Raw genomic sequence first — 17,388 nt, 5'->3', positions numbered from 1 at the left:
GCCTGTAGAGTCGATCGGCTCGACGCAACAACAGCAGGAGCTTCCTTGCATGGACGGCATCCATCCGATCGCGGCGGACAAGCGCGCCGCCATCCTGGCCACCCTGGCCGACATCGAACGCACGCACGACGTGCGCGTGCTGCTGGCCTGCGAATCGGGCAGCCGCGGCTGGGGTTTCTCGTCGCCGGACAGCGACTACGATGCACGCTTCATCTACGTGCACCGCCAGCCCTGGTACCTGAGTGTCAACGAGAGCACCGGCCCGGGCGAGGCGCAGCGCGATGTGATCGAACTGCCGATCGACGACGAGCTGGACGTCAGCGGCTGGGATTTGCGCAAGGCACTGCGGCTGGTATCCAAGTCGAACCCGACGCTGATCGAATGGCTGCGTTCGCCGATCATCTACCAGCAGAACGATGCTGCCGTGGCGCAGCTCTGGGAGGCTGCCCAGCGCTTCTACTCGCCGCTGGGCAGCTGGTGGCACTACATGAGCATGGCGCGCACCACGTACAGCCGACATCTCGGCGGCGGGGCCATCAGCACCAAGAAGTATCTGTACGTGCTGCGCGCGCTGCTGGCCTGCCAGTGGATCGAAAGCGAGTCCAGCCCACCGCCCATGGCATTCGAGCATCTGCTGGAGCGTTTGCTGCCGGATGGCCCGGTACGCGGGGCGATCGAAGCGCTGCTGGTGGTTAAGCGTGCCAGCGCCGAAGTGACGGCCGGTCCCCGCATCATCGCCATCAGCGACTACATCGACCAGGAAATGGCCACGCGCGCCGAGGCTCCGCAGTTGCCCGCCGGGCATGGCGATGGTCCATGGCTGGATGCCCCGGCAACCCGATACACCTTCGGCAGAACCTCTGCGGTTGCCGGCCAGCGGCCGGCACTACCGGCAGGGCTGCGTGCTGCACGCGGTATCATCATCGCGATTGCCCTGCTCTTCCGGAGATGCCGATGACCCCGCTGCGCCCCTTCCGCGACAAGATGCCGGTGCTCGGCCAGCGCGTGTATGTCGATCCGGCCTGCACGATCATCGGTGATGTCGAACTGGCCGATGACGTATCGATCTGGCCGGGCACGGTCATCCGTGGCGACGTCAATTTCGTGCGCATCGGTGCACGCACCAACGTGCAGGACGGCACGATCATCCACGTCAGCCACCACAGCCCGTACAACAAGGCCGGCTACCCGACCCTGATCGGCGAAGGCGTCACCGTCGGCCATGGCTGCATCATCCACGCCTGCAGCATCGGCGATTACAGCCTGATCGGCATGGGCGCGTGCATCCTCGACGGTGCCCGGGTCGAGCGCCATGGCTTCGTCGGTGCCGGTGCGGTGGTCGGCCCCGGCAAGGTGGTGGGCGAGGGCGAGCTGTGGGTGGGCAACCCTGCCCGTCCGGCGCGCACGCTCAGCGACAAGGAGATCGAGTCGCTGCACTATTCGGCCGACCACTACGTGCGGCTGAAGGACGAATACCTGGGCTGAGGCCGCCTCGCCAATGGCCGGGCTCTGCTAAAGTCTGGGCCCGACCAGGAACCGTCGAGACCCCCATGCCCGTGGCTGCACGCCGGAGAGGACTCCAGCGCCCACTTCGGCGGCCATCGCGCTGATGGCCGCGCCGATGCTCGATACCTACCGCGAGGTGGTAACGCCGGAAGGTGTGCCGCTGCAGTTGCCTGCGGCCGGCCCGATGCCGCGTGCGCTGGCCTGGCTGATCGACCTGGCCGTCCGCTTCGGCGCGCTCACCGCGCTGTCCATTCCGCTGGCCCTGCTCGATGAGTTCGGCCGCGGCCTGTACATGGCGCTGATGTTCCTGCTGATGTGGGCCTACCCCATCGTCTGCGAAGCGCTGTGGGGCCGTACCCTCGGCAAGCGCGTGCTGGGCCTGCGGGTGCTCGCGCAGGATGGCGCACCGGTGGGCTGGATGGCCTCGATCACCCGCAACCTGCTGCGCACCGTGGACATGCTGCCTTTCGGCTACGCACTGGGCCTGATCAGCAGCCTGTTCGATCCGCATGGCCGCCGCCTGGGCGATCTGGTTGCCGGCACGATGGTGGTACATGCACCGCCGCATTACCTGCCGCCGCCGGCCACCATCGACAGCGCGCTGGCGCCGCCGCAACCGCTGCGGCCGGAGGAACAGGCGGCGGTGATGGCCTTCGCCGAGCGCGCGCCACGCCTGTCACCCGCACGCCAGCAGGAACTGGCCGGCATCGCCGAGCCGTTGACCAGCGCGTCCGGCCAGGTCGGCGTGCTGCGCCTGTATGCAATGGCCAACTGGTTGCTGGGACGACGATGAAGCAGGAGCAGTTCGTCGCCCGCCATCAACAGGAATGGCATGACCTGGAGCAGTGGCTGCAGCATCGCGCCGGTGCCTCGCGTCGGCGTCGGCGCAGGCCGGGCGCGGAAGAAGCCGGCGATGTCAGCTTCCCGCAGCGTTACCGACGGCTGTGCCAGCAGCTGGCGCTGGCCCGCGAACGCGGCTACAGCCCGCAGCTGGTGCAACGCCTGCAGCAGTTGATGCAGCACGGCCATGGCGTGCTGTACCGCACGCCGCCGACCCGCTGGCGGCGCGCGCTGGAATTCCTGGTTGCTGATTTTCCGCTGCTGGTGCGCAGCCAAGCGCGCAGCATGTGGGCAGCGCTGGCGATGTTCGCAGTGCCGGCGCTGGCCTGCTTCGTGCTGGTGCAGGTGTACCCGGACAGCATCCACCTGCTGATGGACAACGGCCAGATCGCCGAGATGGAGCGCATGTACGATCCATCCGCCGAGCGCCTGGGCCGCGACAGCGGCACCGACTGGATGATGTTCGGCTACTACATCATGAACAACATCAGCATCGCCCTGCGCACCTTCGCCAGCGGCCTGCTGGCGGGGTTGGGCACGTTGCTGGTGCTGTTGTTCAACGGCATCACCATCGGCGCGGTAGCCGGCCACCTGCAGCACATCGGCCATGGCGGCCCGTTCTGGCGCTTTGTGGCCGGCCACGGTGCGTTCGAGCTGACCGCGATCGTGATTGCCGGCGGCGCCGGCCTGCAGCTGGGCATGAAACTGCTGGCTCCCGGGCGGCGGCGCCGCCTGGATGCGCTGGTCGAAGGCGGGCGCATCGGCGCGCGGCTGTGCCTGGGCGTGGCCTTCATGCTGCTGCTGGCCGCGTTCGTGGAAGCGTTCTGGTCCTCCATCGCCGGCATTCCGGCTGCAGTGAAGTTCAGCGTGGCCGGGGTGCTGTGGGCCGGCGTACTGCTGTGGCTGTGGCGCGGTGGACGCGGAGGTGGCCATGCGGATTGACCACCTGGACGTGGTGCTGCGCGCGCGCAGCAGCTGGGAAGCGATGGAGCTGGGCAGCGCGCTGGCCCGCCGCCACGCACGCGGTGTGTGGGGCAGCTGGCTGCTGGCCAGTGCACCGTTGTTCGTGCTGTTCAATGCACTGGCCTGGTGGCTGGATGCCTTCGGCTGGGCGTGGCTGGCGATGTGGTGGTGCAAACCGTTGTTCGAAGGCGCACCGCTGTACGTGCTCTCGCGCGGCATCTTCGGCGAACGGGTCGGCCCGCGCGATGCGCTGCGCGCACAGCGGCAGTGGGGCGGCAGCGGGTTCTGGGGCTATCTGGGCTGGCGCCGTTTCAGCGGCCTGCGCAGCCTGTGCCTGCCGGTCAATCTGCTGGAGGGCAATGCGCCCGCCCAGCGTGGCCCACGCCGGCGTGCAGTCGCTGCCGGCGCTGCGGGCCCTGCGCTGGTGCTGGCGGTGATCTGCCTGGCATTCGAACTGGTGCTGGTGGTGGGCGCGATCGCCACTATCTTCATCTTCATCCCGCTGGAACTGCTGCCCGAATCCTGGCGCGCAGCGTGGGCGATGGTCAGCGTGGAGGCGCCTGCGTGGGCCAAGCTTGGCCTCAACCTGTTGTGCTGGCTGGCGGCGGCGCTGATCGGGCCGTTCTACGTGGGCGCCGGCTTCGGCCTGTACTTGAACCGACGCACGCAGATGGAAGCCTGGGACGTGGAAATCGCCCTGCGCCGCCTGCGCGAACGCCTGCTGCCGGTCGCCTCTTCGTTGGTGCTGCTGTTGTGCCTGGCGCTGCCGTTGGCGCCCGTGCACGCACAGGACGCCGGCACGCCGGACGCCGCGCAGACCACCACGGCCAGCGCCGATGAAGACGCAGAAGCGGAAGACGCTGAAGAAGCCGAAGAAGCGGCCACTGCGGAAAACGATCCGGCCAATACACCGGCGCTGATCTTCGGCGACACGCCGGTGGATACCGCTGGCTTCCGCCAGGCCGTGAACCGCGCCTACGAAGATCCGCTGCAGCGGCCGACGCGGCAGGTCAGCCGATGGAAGCCGATCGAAGACGCCGCCGAGAAGCAGAAAGACAAGAAAGAGCTGCAGAAGGACAGCAGCAGCAACGCGGACCGTACGTCGCGCAAGAGCGGCCAGTTGTGGCTGGCCCGGCTCGCCGAATGGGGCCTGTGGGGGCTGTGGGGGGTCCTGCTGCTGGTGCTGCTGTTGACCGCGCGGCTGTGGCTGCCGTGGTTGCGCGGTTCCGGCCGCCGCAAGGAAAAGCAGGCACCGCAGATTACCGAAGAGCAGGTGGAAATGCCGGTGGTGCTGCCGCCGGATGTGGCGACCCAGGCCGGGCTGCTGTGGGACCAGGGACGGCCGCGGCAGGCACTGGCGCTGCTCTATCGCGCCAGCGTGCGCACGCTGGTGGAGCGCACCGGCATCGCGTTGCCGCCCGGTGCCACCGAAGCACAGTGCCTGCGTGCCTCGCGGCGCATGTCCGACAGCACCGACCGTGAACTGTTCGCGCGCATCGTGCGCATGTGGCAGTACGCCGCATACGGCGGGCGCCTGCCTACCCGCAGCGATTTCGACGCGTTGGCCAGCACGCTGCGCCAGCAGTACGGGTGGCAGGCATGAGCCCGCGCCTGTTCTGGTCGTTGCTGCTCGGCGCGCTGGTCCTGCTCGGGGTGCCGCTGACCATCCTGTTCCTGCGCACGCACGAAAAGGTGACCGAGACCATCGTGCTGCCGCCGCAGGGCGAAGCCAGCTACAACCCGCTGTATGTGCTGGGCCAGGCGCTGCGCGCCGACGGCATCGAGGTGCAGTCCCGGCAGCGGCTGGACCTGGCACAGATGCCACTGGCCGCCACCGATACGGTGGTATTGCTGCAGGATACCGCCGACATGCCGCCGCGCACTGCGCAGGCCCTGCTGGACTGGGTCGGCACGGGTGGCCATCTGCTGCTGCGCACGCAGCCACCGGCCGAGGACGATGCCAGCAGCACGCAGGGCCCCCTGCTGGACAGGATCGGCGTGGACAGCCTGTTCCATGGCAGCGACTGCCAACCCTTCCACGTGGTGGATGATCCCAGCCACGTCGAGTTCTGCGGCGGTCGGCGCTTCAGCCTGGGCTTCCAGGCCAACGCCACGGCCGAGCGCCGCTGGGGTGGCCAGGAAGGACTGGTGTTCGCGCGCCTGCCGCATGGCAAGGGCCGCATCGACGTGCTGGCGGATATGGACGTCATGCGCGGTGAAGGCCCGTCCGCATCAACACGCCGCCGCCCTGTCGACGCCGATGCCGTTGCCCGCGATGGCCTGCATGACCTCTCGCACCGCGACCTGACGCGCTACCTGCTCGATCCCAACTATGGGCGCGRCACGATGTGGCTGGTATACGGCAGCCGCCCGCCCTCGCTGGGCGCGCGCATCTTCTACCAGGGCTGGCCGCTGTGGGTGCCGCTGCTGCTGGCGATCCTCGGCTGGCTGTGGTCACGCGCGCAACGCTTCGGCAGTGCCCTGCCCGCGCCGGTGGTCGAACGCCGTTCGTTGCTGGAACACGTCCGCGCCAGTGGCGAACTGCTGCTGCGCTTCGGCCATGGCACGCGCCTGTACCTGGCCGTGCAGGCGCTGTTCCTGCACCGCTTGCGCCTGCGCGCGCCCTTGGCTGCCGCACTCGACGGTGCTGCGCGTGACCAGGCCATCGCCGCAGTGTTGCAATGGCCCGTCAGTCGAGTCGCCAGTGCACTCACTCCGCCTTCGCCGCATGATTCCTCCGCCCTGCGCGAGCGCATCCGCTTGCTGCTCCAGATGAGATCCCTGCTATGACCGATGCCCCTGAACTTCCGGCGGCCGCCACCGCCCGCCTGATCGAACGCGTCGACGCCATCCGCCAGGCCGTCGGCCACGCCTTCATCGGCCAGGCCGATGTGCTCGACCAGATCCTGGTCGCCCTGCTGGCCGGTGGCCACGTGCTGATCGAAGGCGTGCCCGGCCTCGGCAAGACCCTGCTGGTGCGCGCGCTGGCGCAGGCACTGGAACTGGACTATGGCCGCGTGCAGTTCACCCCCGACCTGATGCCCAGCGACGTCAGCGGCCATGCGGTGTACGACCCGAAGAGCGAGAGCTTCAAGATCCGTCGCGGCCCGGTGTTCACCAACCTGCTGCTGGCCGACGAGATCAACCGGGCCCCGGCCAAGACCCAGTCCGCGCTGCTGGAAGTGATGCAGGAAGGCCAGGTCACCATCGAAGGCAAGGCCTTCACCCTGGCACCGCCGTTCATGGCGCTGGCCACGCAGAACCCGCTGGAACAGGAAGGCACCTATCCGCTGCCGGAAGCGCAGCTGGACCGTTTCCTGCTGAAGGTGCTGATCGACTATCCGCAGCTGGAGGACGAGAAGCGCATGGTCGCGGCGATCACCAGCGGCCGTGCCGCCAGTGATTTCGACCTGAGCCAGGTGCCGCGCGTGCTCGGTGCCGGCGAACTGTTGGCGTTGCAGCAGGCCACCGCGGCAATCACCGTGGATGACGAAGTGATCGACTACGCGGTGCGCATCGTCGCCGCCACCCGGCAGTGGCCGGGCATCGCCGTCGGCGCCGGCCCACGCGGCAGCATCGCCCTGGTGCGTGCCTCGCGCGCGCAGGCGGTGCTGGCCGGTCGTGACTTCGTCACCCCCGATGATGTGCGCGACATCGCCCGCCCTGCCCTGCGCCACCGCATTGCATTGGCACCGGAGCTGCAGATCGAAGGCCAGGGTGCCGACGACGTGCTGGGTGCGCTGCTGGCCAAGGTGGAAGCGCCGCGCCGATGAGGCCTGCGCCGCTGCTGCTGGCGTTGTTGTTGGCCTGGGCTGCGCTGGGCGGCGTGGTGCTGGCCGGGCTGCTGCCACGCTGGAGCTGGGCGCTGGCCGGCGCACTGGTTGCGGTGGTGGCACTGGTTGATCTGTGGCGGCAGCGGCGACGACCACCGCCCAGCGTCGAGCGCGACGTGCCCGAGGCCCTGGCACTGGGCGTGCGCCGCGAGATCGGCCTGCGCCTGCAGTCCGGGCAGGCCATGCAGGTACAGGTATTCGATCTGGTGCCAGGCGGTTGGCCACTGGAATCACTGCCGCAACGCGTGCAGTTGCGGGCGGGCCATGCCAGTTCGCTGCATTACCACGTGCAGCCGCAGCAGCGCGGTCGCTTTGCCTTCGAAGGCGTGCAGCTGCGCATCCGCTCGCCATGGCGGTTGTGGTGGCAGCAACGCACGCTGCCACCGGCGCTGGAGGTGCGGGTCTATCCCAACTTCGTGCCACTCACCCGATTTGCGCTGTTCAGTGCCGACCAGGCCTCGCGACTGGTCGGTGCACATGTGAAGCGCCGCCGTGGCGAAGGCACCGACTTCCACCAGATGCGCGAGTACCGCATCGGCGACAGCCTGCGCCAGCTCGACTGGAAGGCCACCGCCCGCGCCCGCAAGCTGATCTCGCGCGAGTACCAGGACGAGAAGAACCAGCAGCTGCTGCTGATGCTCGACAGCGGCCGGCGCATGCTGGCCAGCGAAGGTGGACTCTCGCATTTCGACCATGCCTTGAACGCCTCGCTGGTGGTGGCCTACCTGGCATTGCGCCAAGGCGATGCTGCCGGCCTGTTCGCGGTAGGCGGCGAGCGTCGCTGGGTGGCGCCGCAGCGCGGCATGGACACGGTGCAGCATCTGTTGCGCGCCAGCTACGACCTGCAGCCGCAGGCCGTGGCCACCGATTATCTGGCTGCCGCCACCGAAGTCTCACTGCGCCAGCCCCGGCGCGCGCTGGTGATGCTGGTCAGCAACGTGCGCGACGAGGACATCGAAGACCTGCTTGCGGCGGTGCGCCTGCTGCAGCGCCGTCATCTGGTGTGCGTAGCCAGCCTGCGCGAGCGCGAGCTGGATGCTGCGCTGGAAGGTGAGGTACACACGGTGGAAGATGCCGCGCAGGCCGGTGCCGCCGCGCTGTACCTGCAACAGCGCGCGCAGGCGCATGACGCGCTGCGTGCCGAACGGGTGATGGTGCTGGACGTCACGGCCGATGCCCTGCCCGCCGCGCTGGTGGAGCGCTATCTGGCGGTGAAGCGCGAAGGGCTGCTCTGACCTGTCGGACCGCTGCGCTCGCCGGGCATGGCCCGGCGCTACCGACACATCGCCTTGGTAGATGCCAACCTTGGTTGGCACACAATCAACGGCGCCGACCAAGGCCGGTCTCTACCAACAGCGGTTGCCGGCCAGCGGCCGGCACTACCCCTGCAGCAAGCGCTTCTGCAGCCGCTCCACCGCACGCTGCAACAGCACGCGATGACGCGCCAGCTTCATCCACTGCGGCAGCCGCGAGAACATCGAACTGTTGCGTACGCCGCCGTGCTCACGCAGCGTAGCTGCGGCGTAGTCGTGCAGCGCCTGCAGATGCTCGGCGTTGTAGGCCCAAAGCAGACCTRCRCGGGYSGGYTCRACCAGATGCAGCGGYAGGCCGAAGTGCGGATCAGCCGGCTCGGCATCGCGCAGCGGGGTGGCCGACACGTCGACATCGCTGCTGCGCCCACATTGYCCACATCGTGCGGGAAAGGTGGCCGGCGAACGAACGCCCGACGCGATCCGGCGATGCACGTACAGCCATTGGTGCCCGCAGTACCCGCACGGCCGACGCCCCTGCATGCACACCGCGCCCACCCAGTCGCCACTGTCCAGCGCAACGCTGCAGCCGGTGCAGCGGAAACGCACCGTCCAACGGTAGGGCTGCCAGCTCGCCAGCACCCAGCCCGGCGTATCGCAGCGGTGGCAGCGCACCGCGATGCGGTCGGCGAACGCATTCAGGCCGCGACCATCGTCGAAGTGACGGCCCGGCACGGGAGCAGGACGCCCGCGCCGACCGGGCGGGCGTTGCACCGCCATCAGACGTAGATCCGCGTCGGCGCTTCGTCGATGATCGCGTGCGGCACGAAGCGCGCACTGTCGCGGGTGATCGCGCTGTCGTCCTCGCGGATGCCGATGCCGCAGGCGTGGTCGCCGATCACCCAGCTGCCGATCAGCGGGTAACCGCCTTCGAAACGGGTGAGCGGATGCGCACGCTGGAGGATCGCCGGACCGTCGTACGGACCGTCGCTGCGCTGCGTGCTGCCGTCGGCCAGGTGCATCTCGATGTTGGCACCTTCGCGCGAGAACAGCGGCTTGCGCACCCAGCCCGAGGCCAGCGCGCTGCCGTCATCGAAGTGTGCTTCCAGCAGGTTCGGATGGCCGACATTGCGCTGCCACAGCAGCGGCAGGATGCCCTTGTTGCTCAGCACCGCCTTCCATGCCGGTTCCAGCAGCTGCACGCCCGAGCCCGGCAGCGCGCGACCGAATTCCTCGGCCATCAGGTCTTCCAGCGGGTACAGCTTGAACAGCGTGCCGATGACCGTATCGTCCAGCGCGGTGAAGCGCCCGTCTTCGGACAGGCCGATGTCCTCGATGGCGATCGCCTGCCCGTGCAGGCCCGTCTGCGAAGCGCAGTCGCGCAGATACTCGACCGTACCGCGGTCTTCGTCCGAGCTCCCCACCGCACTGAAATACAGCGGCGGCGGCAGCTGCGTGGCCAGTTCGCCGAAGCGTTCGACCAGGGCTTCATGGATCGCGTTGAACTGGTCGGCGTGCTGCGGCAGGCGGCCGGCGTTGCGCTGGTCCTCCAGCCACTGCCACTGGAAGAAGCTGGCTTCGAACAGCGAGGTCGGCGTGTCGTAGTTCAGTTCGTACAGCTTGGCCGGGCCGGTGCCGTCGTAGGCCAGGTCCAGGCGCCCGTACAGGTGCGGCTGGCGCTGGCGCCAGCTGTCGGCGATCCAGTCGCGGTAATGCGCGGGGATCGCCAGCTGGTCCATCAGGCGCTCGCTGGCGATGACATCGCCGACCAGGTCCATCGCCATCTGGTGCAGTTCGGCGCTGGGATCTTCGATGTCCTGCTCGATCTGGCGCAGGGTGAACGCGTAATACGCGCTTTCATCCCAGTACGGCTGGCCGTCGATGGTGTGGAAGCGGAAACCGGCTTCCTCCGCGCGCGCGCGCCACTGGGCGCGCTCGGCAATACGGATACGTTGCATGGGTCGATCAGCCGCCGACGCTGCTGCCGCTGCGGCGCGCACTGGTGCTGCCAAAGCCGCTGCGGCTGGCGGTCACCGCACGGTTCGGTTCGCTGCTGACCGGGGCCAGCCCGGCCTTGCCCGCGCCGATGCCGCTGGCGGTGTTCAGGCCGCCGCTGCCGCCCGGGGCAGGACGCGCCCAACCGGCGCTCTTGTCCTGGTAGGCCGGCGCCGAAGCCGGCGCCTGCGGGGCCAGGCCACCGCGGTTGCTCAGCATCTGCGACATGAAGAAGCCCATCATCATCGGACCGATGAACGAGGTGCCGGCCGAGGTGTGCTGCTGCACGCACTGCTCAGGCTTGTAATCCTGTTCGCAGGCTTCCTTGGTCGCGTACTTCGGCGCTGCGTCGGCAGACTTCTTCTGCGCCTCGGCAAACGCATTGCGGCACGCCGAAGGATCAGCGGTAGCCGTGGTGCAGGCCTCCACCGAGGTATACAGGCCTTCCTGCACCTGCACCTGCTCTTCCTTCTGGCAGGCAGTGAACAGCAGCGGCGCAGCGCTCATCAGCAGCAGCGCAGTGGTGCGGGAACGTTTCATGGCCTCATGCCTTCAAGTCGGAACAATGCCCCATCATGCCAAATCCGGGCCAACAACCGGAATCGGCAAAGTAGGAAAGATGAACGGAATTTCATTTTCGTTGTCATCCCGAGCTTGATCCACGCATGGCGTGGATCTACTGGCCCACGGCCACCTGTCGGAGGCGGGGTGGGTCCGGTTGCGTCCCCCGCCACCGGACCCACCCCGCCATCCCGCGGATAGCCCGCTTTTGATTTTGACGTTGACGTTGATTCGGCWGGTGCAGGGCGCAGCCCTGCCGGACCGCCTCCGGTGGTTGCAGCAGCAACCGAAAAAATTGGCCATGATCAACCGACCCCCACGTCGTACGGCCCGCCCGTTCCGCCAGCCATGCCCGAATACCGCTCCCGCACCTCCACCGCCGGCCGCAACATGGCCGGTGCCCGCGCCCTGTGGCGTGCCACCGGCATGAAGGATGGCGACTTCCACAAGCCGATCATCGCCATCGCCAACTCCTTCACCCAGTTCGTGCCCGGCCACGTGCACCTGAAGGACCTTGGCCAGCTGGTCGCGCGCGAGATCGAACAGGTTGGCGGCGTCGCCAAGGAATTCAACACCATCGCCGTGGACGACGGCATCGCCATGGGCCACGACGGCATGCTGTACTCGCTGCCCAGCCGCGAGATCATCGCCGACGCCGTCGAATACATGGTCAATGCCCACTGCGCCGATGCGCTGGTGTGCATCAGCAACTGCGACAAGATCACCCCCGGCATGCTGATGGCGGCGCTGCGCCTGGACATCCCGGTGGTGTTCGTCTCCGGCGGACCAATGGAAGCCGGCAAGACCAAGCTGTCCGAGCACAAGCTGGACCTGGTCGACGCGATGGTCGTCGCTGCCGATGACAGCGCTTCGGACGAGAAGGTCGCCGACTACGAGCGCAGCGCCTGCCCCACCTGTGGCTCGTGCTCGGGCATGTTCACCGCCAATTCGATGAACTGCCTGACCGAAGCACTGGGCCTGTCGCTGCCGGGCAACGGCACCACCCTGGCCACGCATGCCGACCGTGAAGCGCTGTTCCGTCGCGCCGGCCGCCTGATCGTCGAACTCTGCCACCGCTGGTATGGCGGCGAAGACCCGCGTGCGCTGCCGCGCGGCATCGCCACCCAGGCCGCGTTCGCCAACGCCATGACCCTGGACATCGCCATGGGCGGCTCGACCAATACCATCCTGCACCTGCTGGCCGCCGCGCAGGAAGGCGAGGTCGACTTCGACCTGACCCACATCGATGCACTGTCGCGGCGCGTGCCGCAGCTGTGCAAGGTGGCACCGAACACGCCGAAATATCACATCGAGGACGTGCACCGCGCCGGTGGTGTGTTCGGCATCCTCGGTGAACTGGATCGCGCCGGCCTGCTGGATACCTCGGTGCCGACCGTGCACAGCACCACGCTCGGTGAAGCACTGGATCGCTGGGACGTGATGCGCAGCGACAACGACACCCTGCACACCTTCTTCAAGGCCGGTCCCGCAGGCATTCCCACCCAGGAGGCCTTCAGCCAGGCCACGCGCTGGCCGTCGCTGGACCAGGATCGCGCCGAAGGCTGCATCCGTGCGCTGGAACATGCCTATTCGCAGGAAGGCGGGCTGGCCGTGCTGCGCGGCAACCTCGCCGTCGACGGCTGCGTGGTGAAGACGGCAGGCGTGGACGAATCGATCCACGTGTTCGAAGGCAATGCGCGCGTGTTCGAAAGCCAGGACGCCGCCGTGGCCGGCATTCTTGCCGATGAAGTGAAGCCCGGCGACGTAGTGGTGATCCGCTACGAAGGCCCGAAGGGCGGCCCGGGCATGCAGGAGATGCTGTACCCGACCAGCTACCTGAAGTCGAAAGGCCTGGGCAAGCAGTGCGCATTGCTGACCGACGGCCGATTCTCCGGTGGCACCTCGGGCCTGTCGATCGGCCACGTTTCGCCGGAAGCGGCCAGCGGCGGTGTGATCGGACTGGTGGAGGATGGCGACCGCATCCGCATCGACATCCCGGCCCGCCGCATCGACCTGCTGGTGGAGGAGGCGACGCTGGCCCAGCGCCGCGCCGACGCCGATGCACGGGGCTGGAAGCCGCGCGCACCGCGACCACGCAAAGTCACCAGCGCGTTGAAGGCCTATGCCCTGCTGGCCACCAGCGCCGACAAGGGCGCCGTGCGCAACACCGCCCTGCTCGGCGACTGAAGATCGGTAGTGCCGGCCGCTGGCCGGCAGCTGCAGCGCACGTTGCCTGTCGTGCCGTCCAGTGGTCGGCACCGTCCACCCCAGGGGTGCATCATGTGCGGCCCCACACATGGACGTCCTGATGCGCCGTTTCCTCAGCCTGATATCGCTGGCACTGGCCACTGCGTCCACGCCGGCGTTCGCCGACGAATGCCGCTTCGACAATCATGCCCAACTGCTGGCGATGTCTCCGGCAGCATTCGACCACGGCCCCGGCGAGGGTTGGGACGCGCTGGTCCGGCGCGCCGGCTGCCAGTTGGAACTGGCTGACCTGTTCGCCGCATACCGGCGCCAGGCCAAGGCAAGCGGCCACCCAGCGTTGGCCTGGCACGAGGCGCAACTGCGCGCCTACGCGGGGCAGCGCGATCCGGCCAGCGCGCTGATGCGCTTGACGTACAAGCCGGCGGGCGCCGATCCGGAAGGATGGAACCATTATGTGGATGCGACCATCGCCTTTCTCGACGACGACCTGCCGGCACTGCGACGTGCCCGCGCGCGGTTGGCGACGCTGCCGCTGCCGCCGGGCGCCACGCTCAGCGACGGCATCGCCGGATTGCAGACCAGGCAAGGCCCGCAGCGCGTCGCATGGCCGCCGCGGCTGCAGACCGTGGATGACCTGATCCGCTGCATGTACCGGCCCTACGCACTGGCATTCGAGTCGTGCCCGCAGTCGCAGGCCTGAAAGGCTAAACGCCCTGCTCGCGCGGCCGGGTCAGAGCCCTTCCTGCGGAGGGGATCTGACCCCGCAGCTCAGCCGATGGTGCGCTTGAACGGCGGCAGCGCGTCGATGATGCGCTTGCCGTAACGGCGGGTCAGCAGGCGCGAGTCGAGAATGATCACCCGCCCGGTGTCGGTGGAGGTGCGGATCAGGCGGCCGGCGAACTGGGTCAGCGTGCGCAGCGCATGCGGGATCGCGATCAGGTTGAACGCATTGAGCCCACGCGCTTCCACCCATTCGCTCAGGGTGGCGGTCTGCGGATCGGTCGGCACCGCGAACGGCACCTGGGTGATCACCACCGTGGTGCAGGCCTCACCGGGAAGATCCAGGCCTTCGCCGAACGAGTTCAGCCCGAACAGCACCGAACCCTCGCCGGCGGCGACACGGCGCAGGTGTTCATCGATCATGCGCGTCTTCGACATCTCGCCCTGCACCAGCACCTGCTTGCGCTTGGCGGCCGGCATCAGGCCCGCCACCTTCTCCATCTTCCAGCGCGAGGTGAACAGCACCATCGAGCCCTTCGTCCAGTCCAGTTCCTTGCCGATGTAGCGCGCCACTTCGCGCGGATGGCCTTCGCGGTCATCGGGCGTGACCGGGAACGGCGGCACGATCAGCTCGGCCTGGTTGGGCAGGTCGAACGGTGAGGACAGCGAGACCATCTCGGCGGTTTCGGGGATGCCGTTGTCGATCGCCAGCGCCTGGAAGTCGCCGCCACCGGTCAGCGTCGCCGAGGTCATCACCACCGAATCCACTTCATCCCACAACAGCTTGCGCAGCACGTGCGCGGCCGACACCGGCGAGCCATGCAGCACCAGGTCGCCATCGCGGGTGGCGGTCACCCAGCGTGCCATCGGTGGYGCGCCTTCCTTGTCTTCGCGGCGCCAGACCTGCCACAGGTTGTACTGCTGCTCGATCATCTCCAGCGCCATGCCGAGGTTGCGCTGCAGGCGCTCGCGCGCCGGATCGTCCGGCTTGCCCTTGGCGACCTGCGCGGTGGCCGCGTGCGCCCAGTTGTAGAGGCTGCGGGTATCGTCGGCCAGCGCCTCGATCGGCTCGCGCCAGGCCTCGGGCAGGCGTCCGTTGGCCGCGCGCCACATCGGCTCCTCGTCGGCCGGCGCCGGCATCCATACCGCCTCGACGTGGTCGCGGAACGCACGCAGACCCTTGGCCACGTTGCTGGCCGCGTCGATGGCTTCGTTCGGCAGAAGGTTGCCGAGGCGATCCTTGTCGACCGCGCGGTAGGCACCGGCGATCAGGATCTGCAGGCGGCCGGTGCGCTTGGCCATTTCATCCAATGCCAGGCTGGCCGCGCCCTGATCAATGGCCACATTGCCAACATGGTGGCCTTCGTCGAGCACCAGCAGCATGTCCGACGGCGCGGCGATCATCGGCTGGCCGTTGTCGCTGTCACCAATGGACAGCGCCGACAGCAGCAACGCGTGGTTGGTGACCACGATCTGCGCATCGCGCACGGTGTTGCGCGAGCGCAGCACCGCGCACTGCGCCGAGTACGCGCAGCGTCGCCCCGCGCAGCCTGAGGCCGGGGTGGTGATGCGGCTGCGCAGGCCAGGACTGATGGTTTCCGGTGCGTTGTCGATGTCGCCGTCCCAGCTGCCGCTGGTGAAGGCCACGGTGAGGCGCTTGGCGATGTCCATCTCGATCGGCGCCAGCGGGCGGTCGAACAGCGGCTGCTCGTCCTCGAACATGCCGTTCTGCGCGCCCTCGCCGTGCGCCTCGGCGGCGTTGCGCGTGCACAGGTAGCGGGTGCGGCCCTTGGCCAGGGCAACGGTCGCCTCCAGGCCGGTGGCCTTGAGGAAGTTCGGAATATCGCGCTCGACCAGCTGCGACTGCAGCGCCACGGTACCGGTGCTGATCACCAGCTTCTTCTTGCTGGCCAGGGCAATCGGCACCCCGGCGGTCAGGTAGCCCAGGCTCTTGCCAACGCCGGTCGGTGCCTCGACCACGCCCACGCCTCCGCTGGTGGACAGCGCACGCGACACCACGCCGATCATCTGGCTCTGCGAGCGGCGGGTGGAGAAGCCGGGGGTGTTGGCCTGCAGCGTCGTGTACGCCTTGCGGATCGCGTCCTTCAAGGTGTCATCGAGCTTGCGTGGAGCGGCGACGGTTTCGGTCACGCCAGAACTACCGTAGCGGGGTCAGGCCGGCCATTGTCGCATGGCCGGCCACGGGCTCCGAGGCGCGGGCGCTGAACAGGGTCAGCCGCGTCGCACGATGGCTGGATGCACGCCCCGCAACGCTACCGACGCGGCCAAGGCCGCCATCGGAGTCAGGGTGTAGCGGCGCGCAGCCGCAGCAACCGTACCAGCGCCCAGACCAGCAGGACCGTGCCGACGGCATCCAGCATCGCCAGGCCGAAGTGCACCACGCCCAGCACGGTGCTCAGCTGCGAGATCGCGCCGAAGTCACCGTTGCTGACCATCCACATCGGCACCAGGTTGGCCAGCAGGCTGCCCATGCTGGACGCCAGCAACAGCAGCAGGCCGGTCAGCGCGCCGGTACGTGCCGGATCGCGCGGCGCGCCCATCACCCAGACCAGGCCGACGCACAGGGCAATCAGCACCGGCAGGCGCACGCCGACCATGGTCAGCAGGGAGACCATCAGAGCCTGGGTATCCATCGATCAGTCCTGCCCGGCGAAGGCGCCGGCACCGGCGCGCAGCTGCTGGTAGACCTCGTCGGTCTGCGGGCGTACGGCATGCCACTGCAGGAAGCTCTCCGCCGCCTGCTCGACCAGCATGCCCAGGCCATCGACCGTGTTGCGGCACTGCGCGGCGCGCGCCCAGGCCAGGAAGGCGATGGCGGCCTCGCCGTAGTTCAGGTCGACGGCCGTGGTCATCGAATTGACCAGCGACAGCGGCAGCTTGAACTCGGCGTCGCGATCGCGGCCGGCCGAGGTGGCGTTGAGGATCAGTTCGAAATCACCGAGGTCGCGCAGATCGTCCCAGTAGCGGCTGAGCGCGCGGCCCGGCTCGCCCATGGCATCGATCAGTTCATCGGCACGTTCCGGCGTGCGGTTGACCACCACCAGTTCGGTGATGCCGGCATCCAGCAGCGCCGGAGCGACGCTGCGCGCGGAACCACCGGCGCCCAGCAGCAGCACGCGGCGGCCGCGCAGGTCCAGGCTGTGGCGGTCGGTGAGGTCACGCACCAGGCCGATGCCATCGGTGGTGTCACCGTGCCAGCGGTCGCCCTTGCGCAGCAGGGTATTGACCGAGCCGGCGCGGCGCGCGCGTGCGGTCAGCGTAGTGCACACCGAGAACGCCGCTTCCTTGTGCGGCGAGGTGACGTTGGCACCGACCCCGCCTTCGGAGGCGAACGCCTCCAGCCCGGCCAGGAATGCGTCCGGGGCGAGATCGATGCTGCGGTAGTCGAGGGAGATGCCTTCCTGGCGACCGAACGCCGCATGGATCTGCGGCGACTTCGAGTGGGCGACGGGGTGTCCGAAGACGGCGTAACGATCGGTCATGGAATCCTC

16 protein-coding genes are annotated in these 17,388 nt (G+C 68.4%); 10 read left to right on the top strand and 6 right to left on the bottom strand.

Translation table 11 applies throughout. The annotated features are described in order from the left end of the window. Positions 1–49: 49 nt before the first annotated feature. The 8 genes from AC1DJN_RS03205 (at position 50) to AC1DJN_RS03170 (ending at position 8,377) form a co-directional block, all read left to right on the top strand. On the top strand, positions 50–958 hold the full coding sequence (locus AC1DJN_RS03205; RefSeq protein WP_478038842.1) for a nucleotidyltransferase domain-containing protein: 909 nt from the start codon (positions 50–52) through the stop codon (positions 956–958). Next, positions 955–1,485: a gamma carbonic anhydrase family protein gene (locus AC1DJN_RS03200; RefSeq protein ID WP_059065523.1), complete on the top strand. Its 531-nt coding sequence runs from the start codon at positions 955–957 to the stop codon at positions 1,483–1,485. The genes AC1DJN_RS03205 and AC1DJN_RS03200 overlap by 4 nt, the downstream gene beginning before the upstream one ends. 124 nt (positions 1,486–1,609) lie before the next feature. Beyond that, positions 1,610–2,299 carry an RDD family protein gene (locus AC1DJN_RS03195; protein ID WP_032976856.1) on the top strand — a complete coding sequence of 230 codons (690 nt, stop codon included), beginning with the start codon at positions 1,610–1,612 and terminating at the stop codon, positions 2,297–2,299. After that, on the top strand, positions 2,296–3,288 hold the full coding sequence (locus AC1DJN_RS03190) for a stage II sporulation protein M (RefSeq protein WP_312964866.1): 993 nt from the start codon (positions 2,296–2,298) through the stop codon (positions 3,286–3,288). Before AC1DJN_RS03195 ends, AC1DJN_RS03190 begins: the two co-directional genes overlap by 4 nt. Then, positions 3,278–4,912, top strand: a complete 1,635-nt coding sequence (locus AC1DJN_RS03185) for a DUF4129 domain-containing protein (RefSeq protein WP_312964868.1) — start codon at positions 3,278–3,280, stop codon at positions 4,910–4,912. The genes AC1DJN_RS03190 and AC1DJN_RS03185 overlap by 11 nt, the downstream gene beginning before the upstream one ends. Further along, complete coding sequence (locus AC1DJN_RS03180; protein ID WP_478038840.1) at positions 4,909–6,099, top strand: DUF4350 domain-containing protein; 1,191 nt, start codon at positions 4,909–4,911, stop codon at positions 6,097–6,099. The genes AC1DJN_RS03185 and AC1DJN_RS03180 overlap by 4 nt, the downstream gene beginning before the upstream one ends. After that, positions 6,096–7,082: an AAA family ATPase gene (locus AC1DJN_RS03175; protein WP_025877520.1), complete on the top strand. Its 987-nt coding sequence runs from the start codon at positions 6,096–6,098 to the stop codon at positions 7,080–7,082. The genes AC1DJN_RS03180 and AC1DJN_RS03175 overlap by 4 nt, the downstream gene beginning before the upstream one ends. After that, a complete protein-coding gene (locus AC1DJN_RS03170; protein ID WP_442251318.1) occupies positions 7,079–8,377 on the top strand; it encodes a DUF58 domain-containing protein in 1,299 nt (432 codons plus the stop codon). Before AC1DJN_RS03175 ends, AC1DJN_RS03170 begins: the two co-directional genes overlap by 4 nt. A gap of 144 nt (positions 8,378–8,521) precedes the next feature. Here AC1DJN_RS03170 and AC1DJN_RS03165 read toward each other — a convergent pair whose 3' ends face one another. The 3 genes from AC1DJN_RS03165 to AC1DJN_RS03155 are packed head-to-tail and all read right to left on the bottom strand — an operon-like array spanning position 8,522 to position 10,927. After that, positions 8,522–9,172: a hypothetical protein gene (locus AC1DJN_RS03165; protein WP_478038838.1), complete on the bottom strand. Its 651-nt coding sequence runs from the start codon at positions 9,170–9,172 to the stop codon at positions 8,522–8,524. Further along, positions 9,172–10,350, bottom strand: coding sequence for a glutathionylspermidine synthase family protein (locus AC1DJN_RS03160; protein ID WP_025877526.1), 1,179 nt, complete (start codon positions 10,348–10,350; stop codon positions 9,172–9,174). The genes AC1DJN_RS03165 and AC1DJN_RS03160 overlap by 1 nt, the downstream gene beginning before the upstream one ends. Before the next feature lie 7 nt (positions 10,351–10,357). Then, complete coding sequence (locus tag AC1DJN_RS03155; RefSeq protein ID WP_032976852.1) at positions 10,358–10,927, bottom strand: DUF1190 domain-containing protein; 570 nt, start codon at positions 10,925–10,927, stop codon at positions 10,358–10,360. A gap of 369 nt (positions 10,928–11,296) precedes the next feature. On the opposite strand from AC1DJN_RS03155, the gene ilvD reads away from it, so the two are divergent. Then, the gene (gene ilvD, locus AC1DJN_RS03150; RefSeq protein ID WP_442251316.1) at positions 11,297–13,135 is read left to right on the top strand and encodes a dihydroxy-acid dehydratase; all 1,839 of its coding nucleotides are present in this window, start codon (positions 11,297–11,299) and stop codon (positions 13,133–13,135) included. Positions 13,136–13,256: 121 nt separating this feature from the next. Next, a complete protein-coding gene (locus AC1DJN_RS03145; protein WP_312964989.1) occupies positions 13,257–13,856 on the top strand; it encodes a hypothetical protein in 600 nt (199 codons plus the stop codon). A 68-nt stretch (positions 13,857–13,924) separates the two neighbouring features. On the opposite strand, the gene dinG is transcribed toward AC1DJN_RS03145, so the two are convergent. From dinG to aroE, 3 genes are all read right to left on the bottom strand, one after another. After that, positions 13,925–16,027 carry an ATP-dependent DNA helicase DinG gene (dinG, locus tag AC1DJN_RS03140; protein ID WP_025877533.1) on the bottom strand — a complete coding sequence of 701 codons (2,103 nt, stop codon included), beginning with the start codon at positions 16,025–16,027 and terminating at the stop codon, positions 13,925–13,927. Positions 16,028–16,179: 152 nt separating this feature from the next. Further along, positions 16,180–16,530, bottom strand: a complete 351-nt coding sequence (locus tag AC1DJN_RS03135) for a hypothetical protein (RefSeq protein ID WP_088101842.1) — start codon at positions 16,528–16,530, stop codon at positions 16,180–16,182. A 3-nt stretch (positions 16,531–16,533) separates the two neighbouring features. Next, positions 16,534–17,379, bottom strand: a complete 846-nt coding sequence (gene aroE / locus AC1DJN_RS03130; protein ID WP_033832490.1) for a shikimate dehydrogenase — start codon at positions 17,377–17,379, stop codon at positions 16,534–16,536. Positions 17,380–17,388 lie beyond the last annotated feature (9 nt).

The organism is Stenotrophomonas sp. 05L414_2 (assembly GCF_056397905.1).
This window is presented reverse-complemented; position numbering and strand designations above follow the sequence as displayed.

Coding starts and splice junctions, on each gene's coding strand:
- AC1DJN_RS03205 (WP_478038842.1), top strand. CDS start 50: ATGGACGGCATCCATCCGATCGCGGCGGACAAGCGCGCCGCCATCCTG.
- AC1DJN_RS03200 (WP_059065523.1), top strand. CDS start 955: ATGACCCCGCTGCGCCCCTTCCGCGACAAGATGCCGGTGCTCGGCCAG.
- AC1DJN_RS03160 (WP_025877526.1), bottom strand. CDS start 10,350: ATGCAACGTATCCGTATTGCCGAGCGCGCCCAGTGGCGCGCGCGCGCG.
- AC1DJN_RS03175 (WP_025877520.1), top strand. CDS start 6,096: ATGACCGATGCCCCTGAACTTCCGGCGGCCGCCACCGCCCGCCTGATC.
- ilvD (WP_442251316.1), top strand. CDS start 11,297: ATGCCCGAATACCGCTCCCGCACCTCCACCGCCGGCCGCAACATGGCC.
- AC1DJN_RS03185 (WP_312964868.1), top strand. CDS start 3,278: ATGCGGATTGACCACCTGGACGTGGTGCTGCGCGCGCGCAGCAGCTGG.
- AC1DJN_RS03195 (WP_032976856.1), top strand. CDS start 1,610: ATGGCCGCGCCGATGCTCGATACCTACCGCGAGGTGGTAACGCCGGAA.
- AC1DJN_RS03190 (WP_312964866.1), top strand. CDS start 2,296: ATGAAGCAGGAGCAGTTCGTCGCCCGCCATCAACAGGAATGGCATGAC.
- AC1DJN_RS03170 (WP_442251318.1), top strand. CDS start 7,079: ATGAGGCCTGCGCCGCTGCTGCTGGCGTTGTTGTTGGCCTGGGCTGCG.
- AC1DJN_RS03135 (WP_088101842.1), bottom strand. CDS start 16,530: ATGGATACCCAGGCTCTGATGGTCTCCCTGCTGACCATGGTCGGCGTG.
- AC1DJN_RS03145 (WP_312964989.1), top strand. CDS start 13,257: ATGCGCCGTTTCCTCAGCCTGATATCGCTGGCACTGGCCACTGCGTCC.
- AC1DJN_RS03155 (WP_032976852.1), bottom strand. CDS start 10,927: ATGAAACGTTCCCGCACCACTGCGCTGCTGCTGATGAGCGCTGCGCCG.
- aroE (WP_033832490.1), bottom strand. CDS start 17,379: ATGACCGATCGTTACGCCGTCTTCGGACACCCCGTCGCCCACTCGAAG.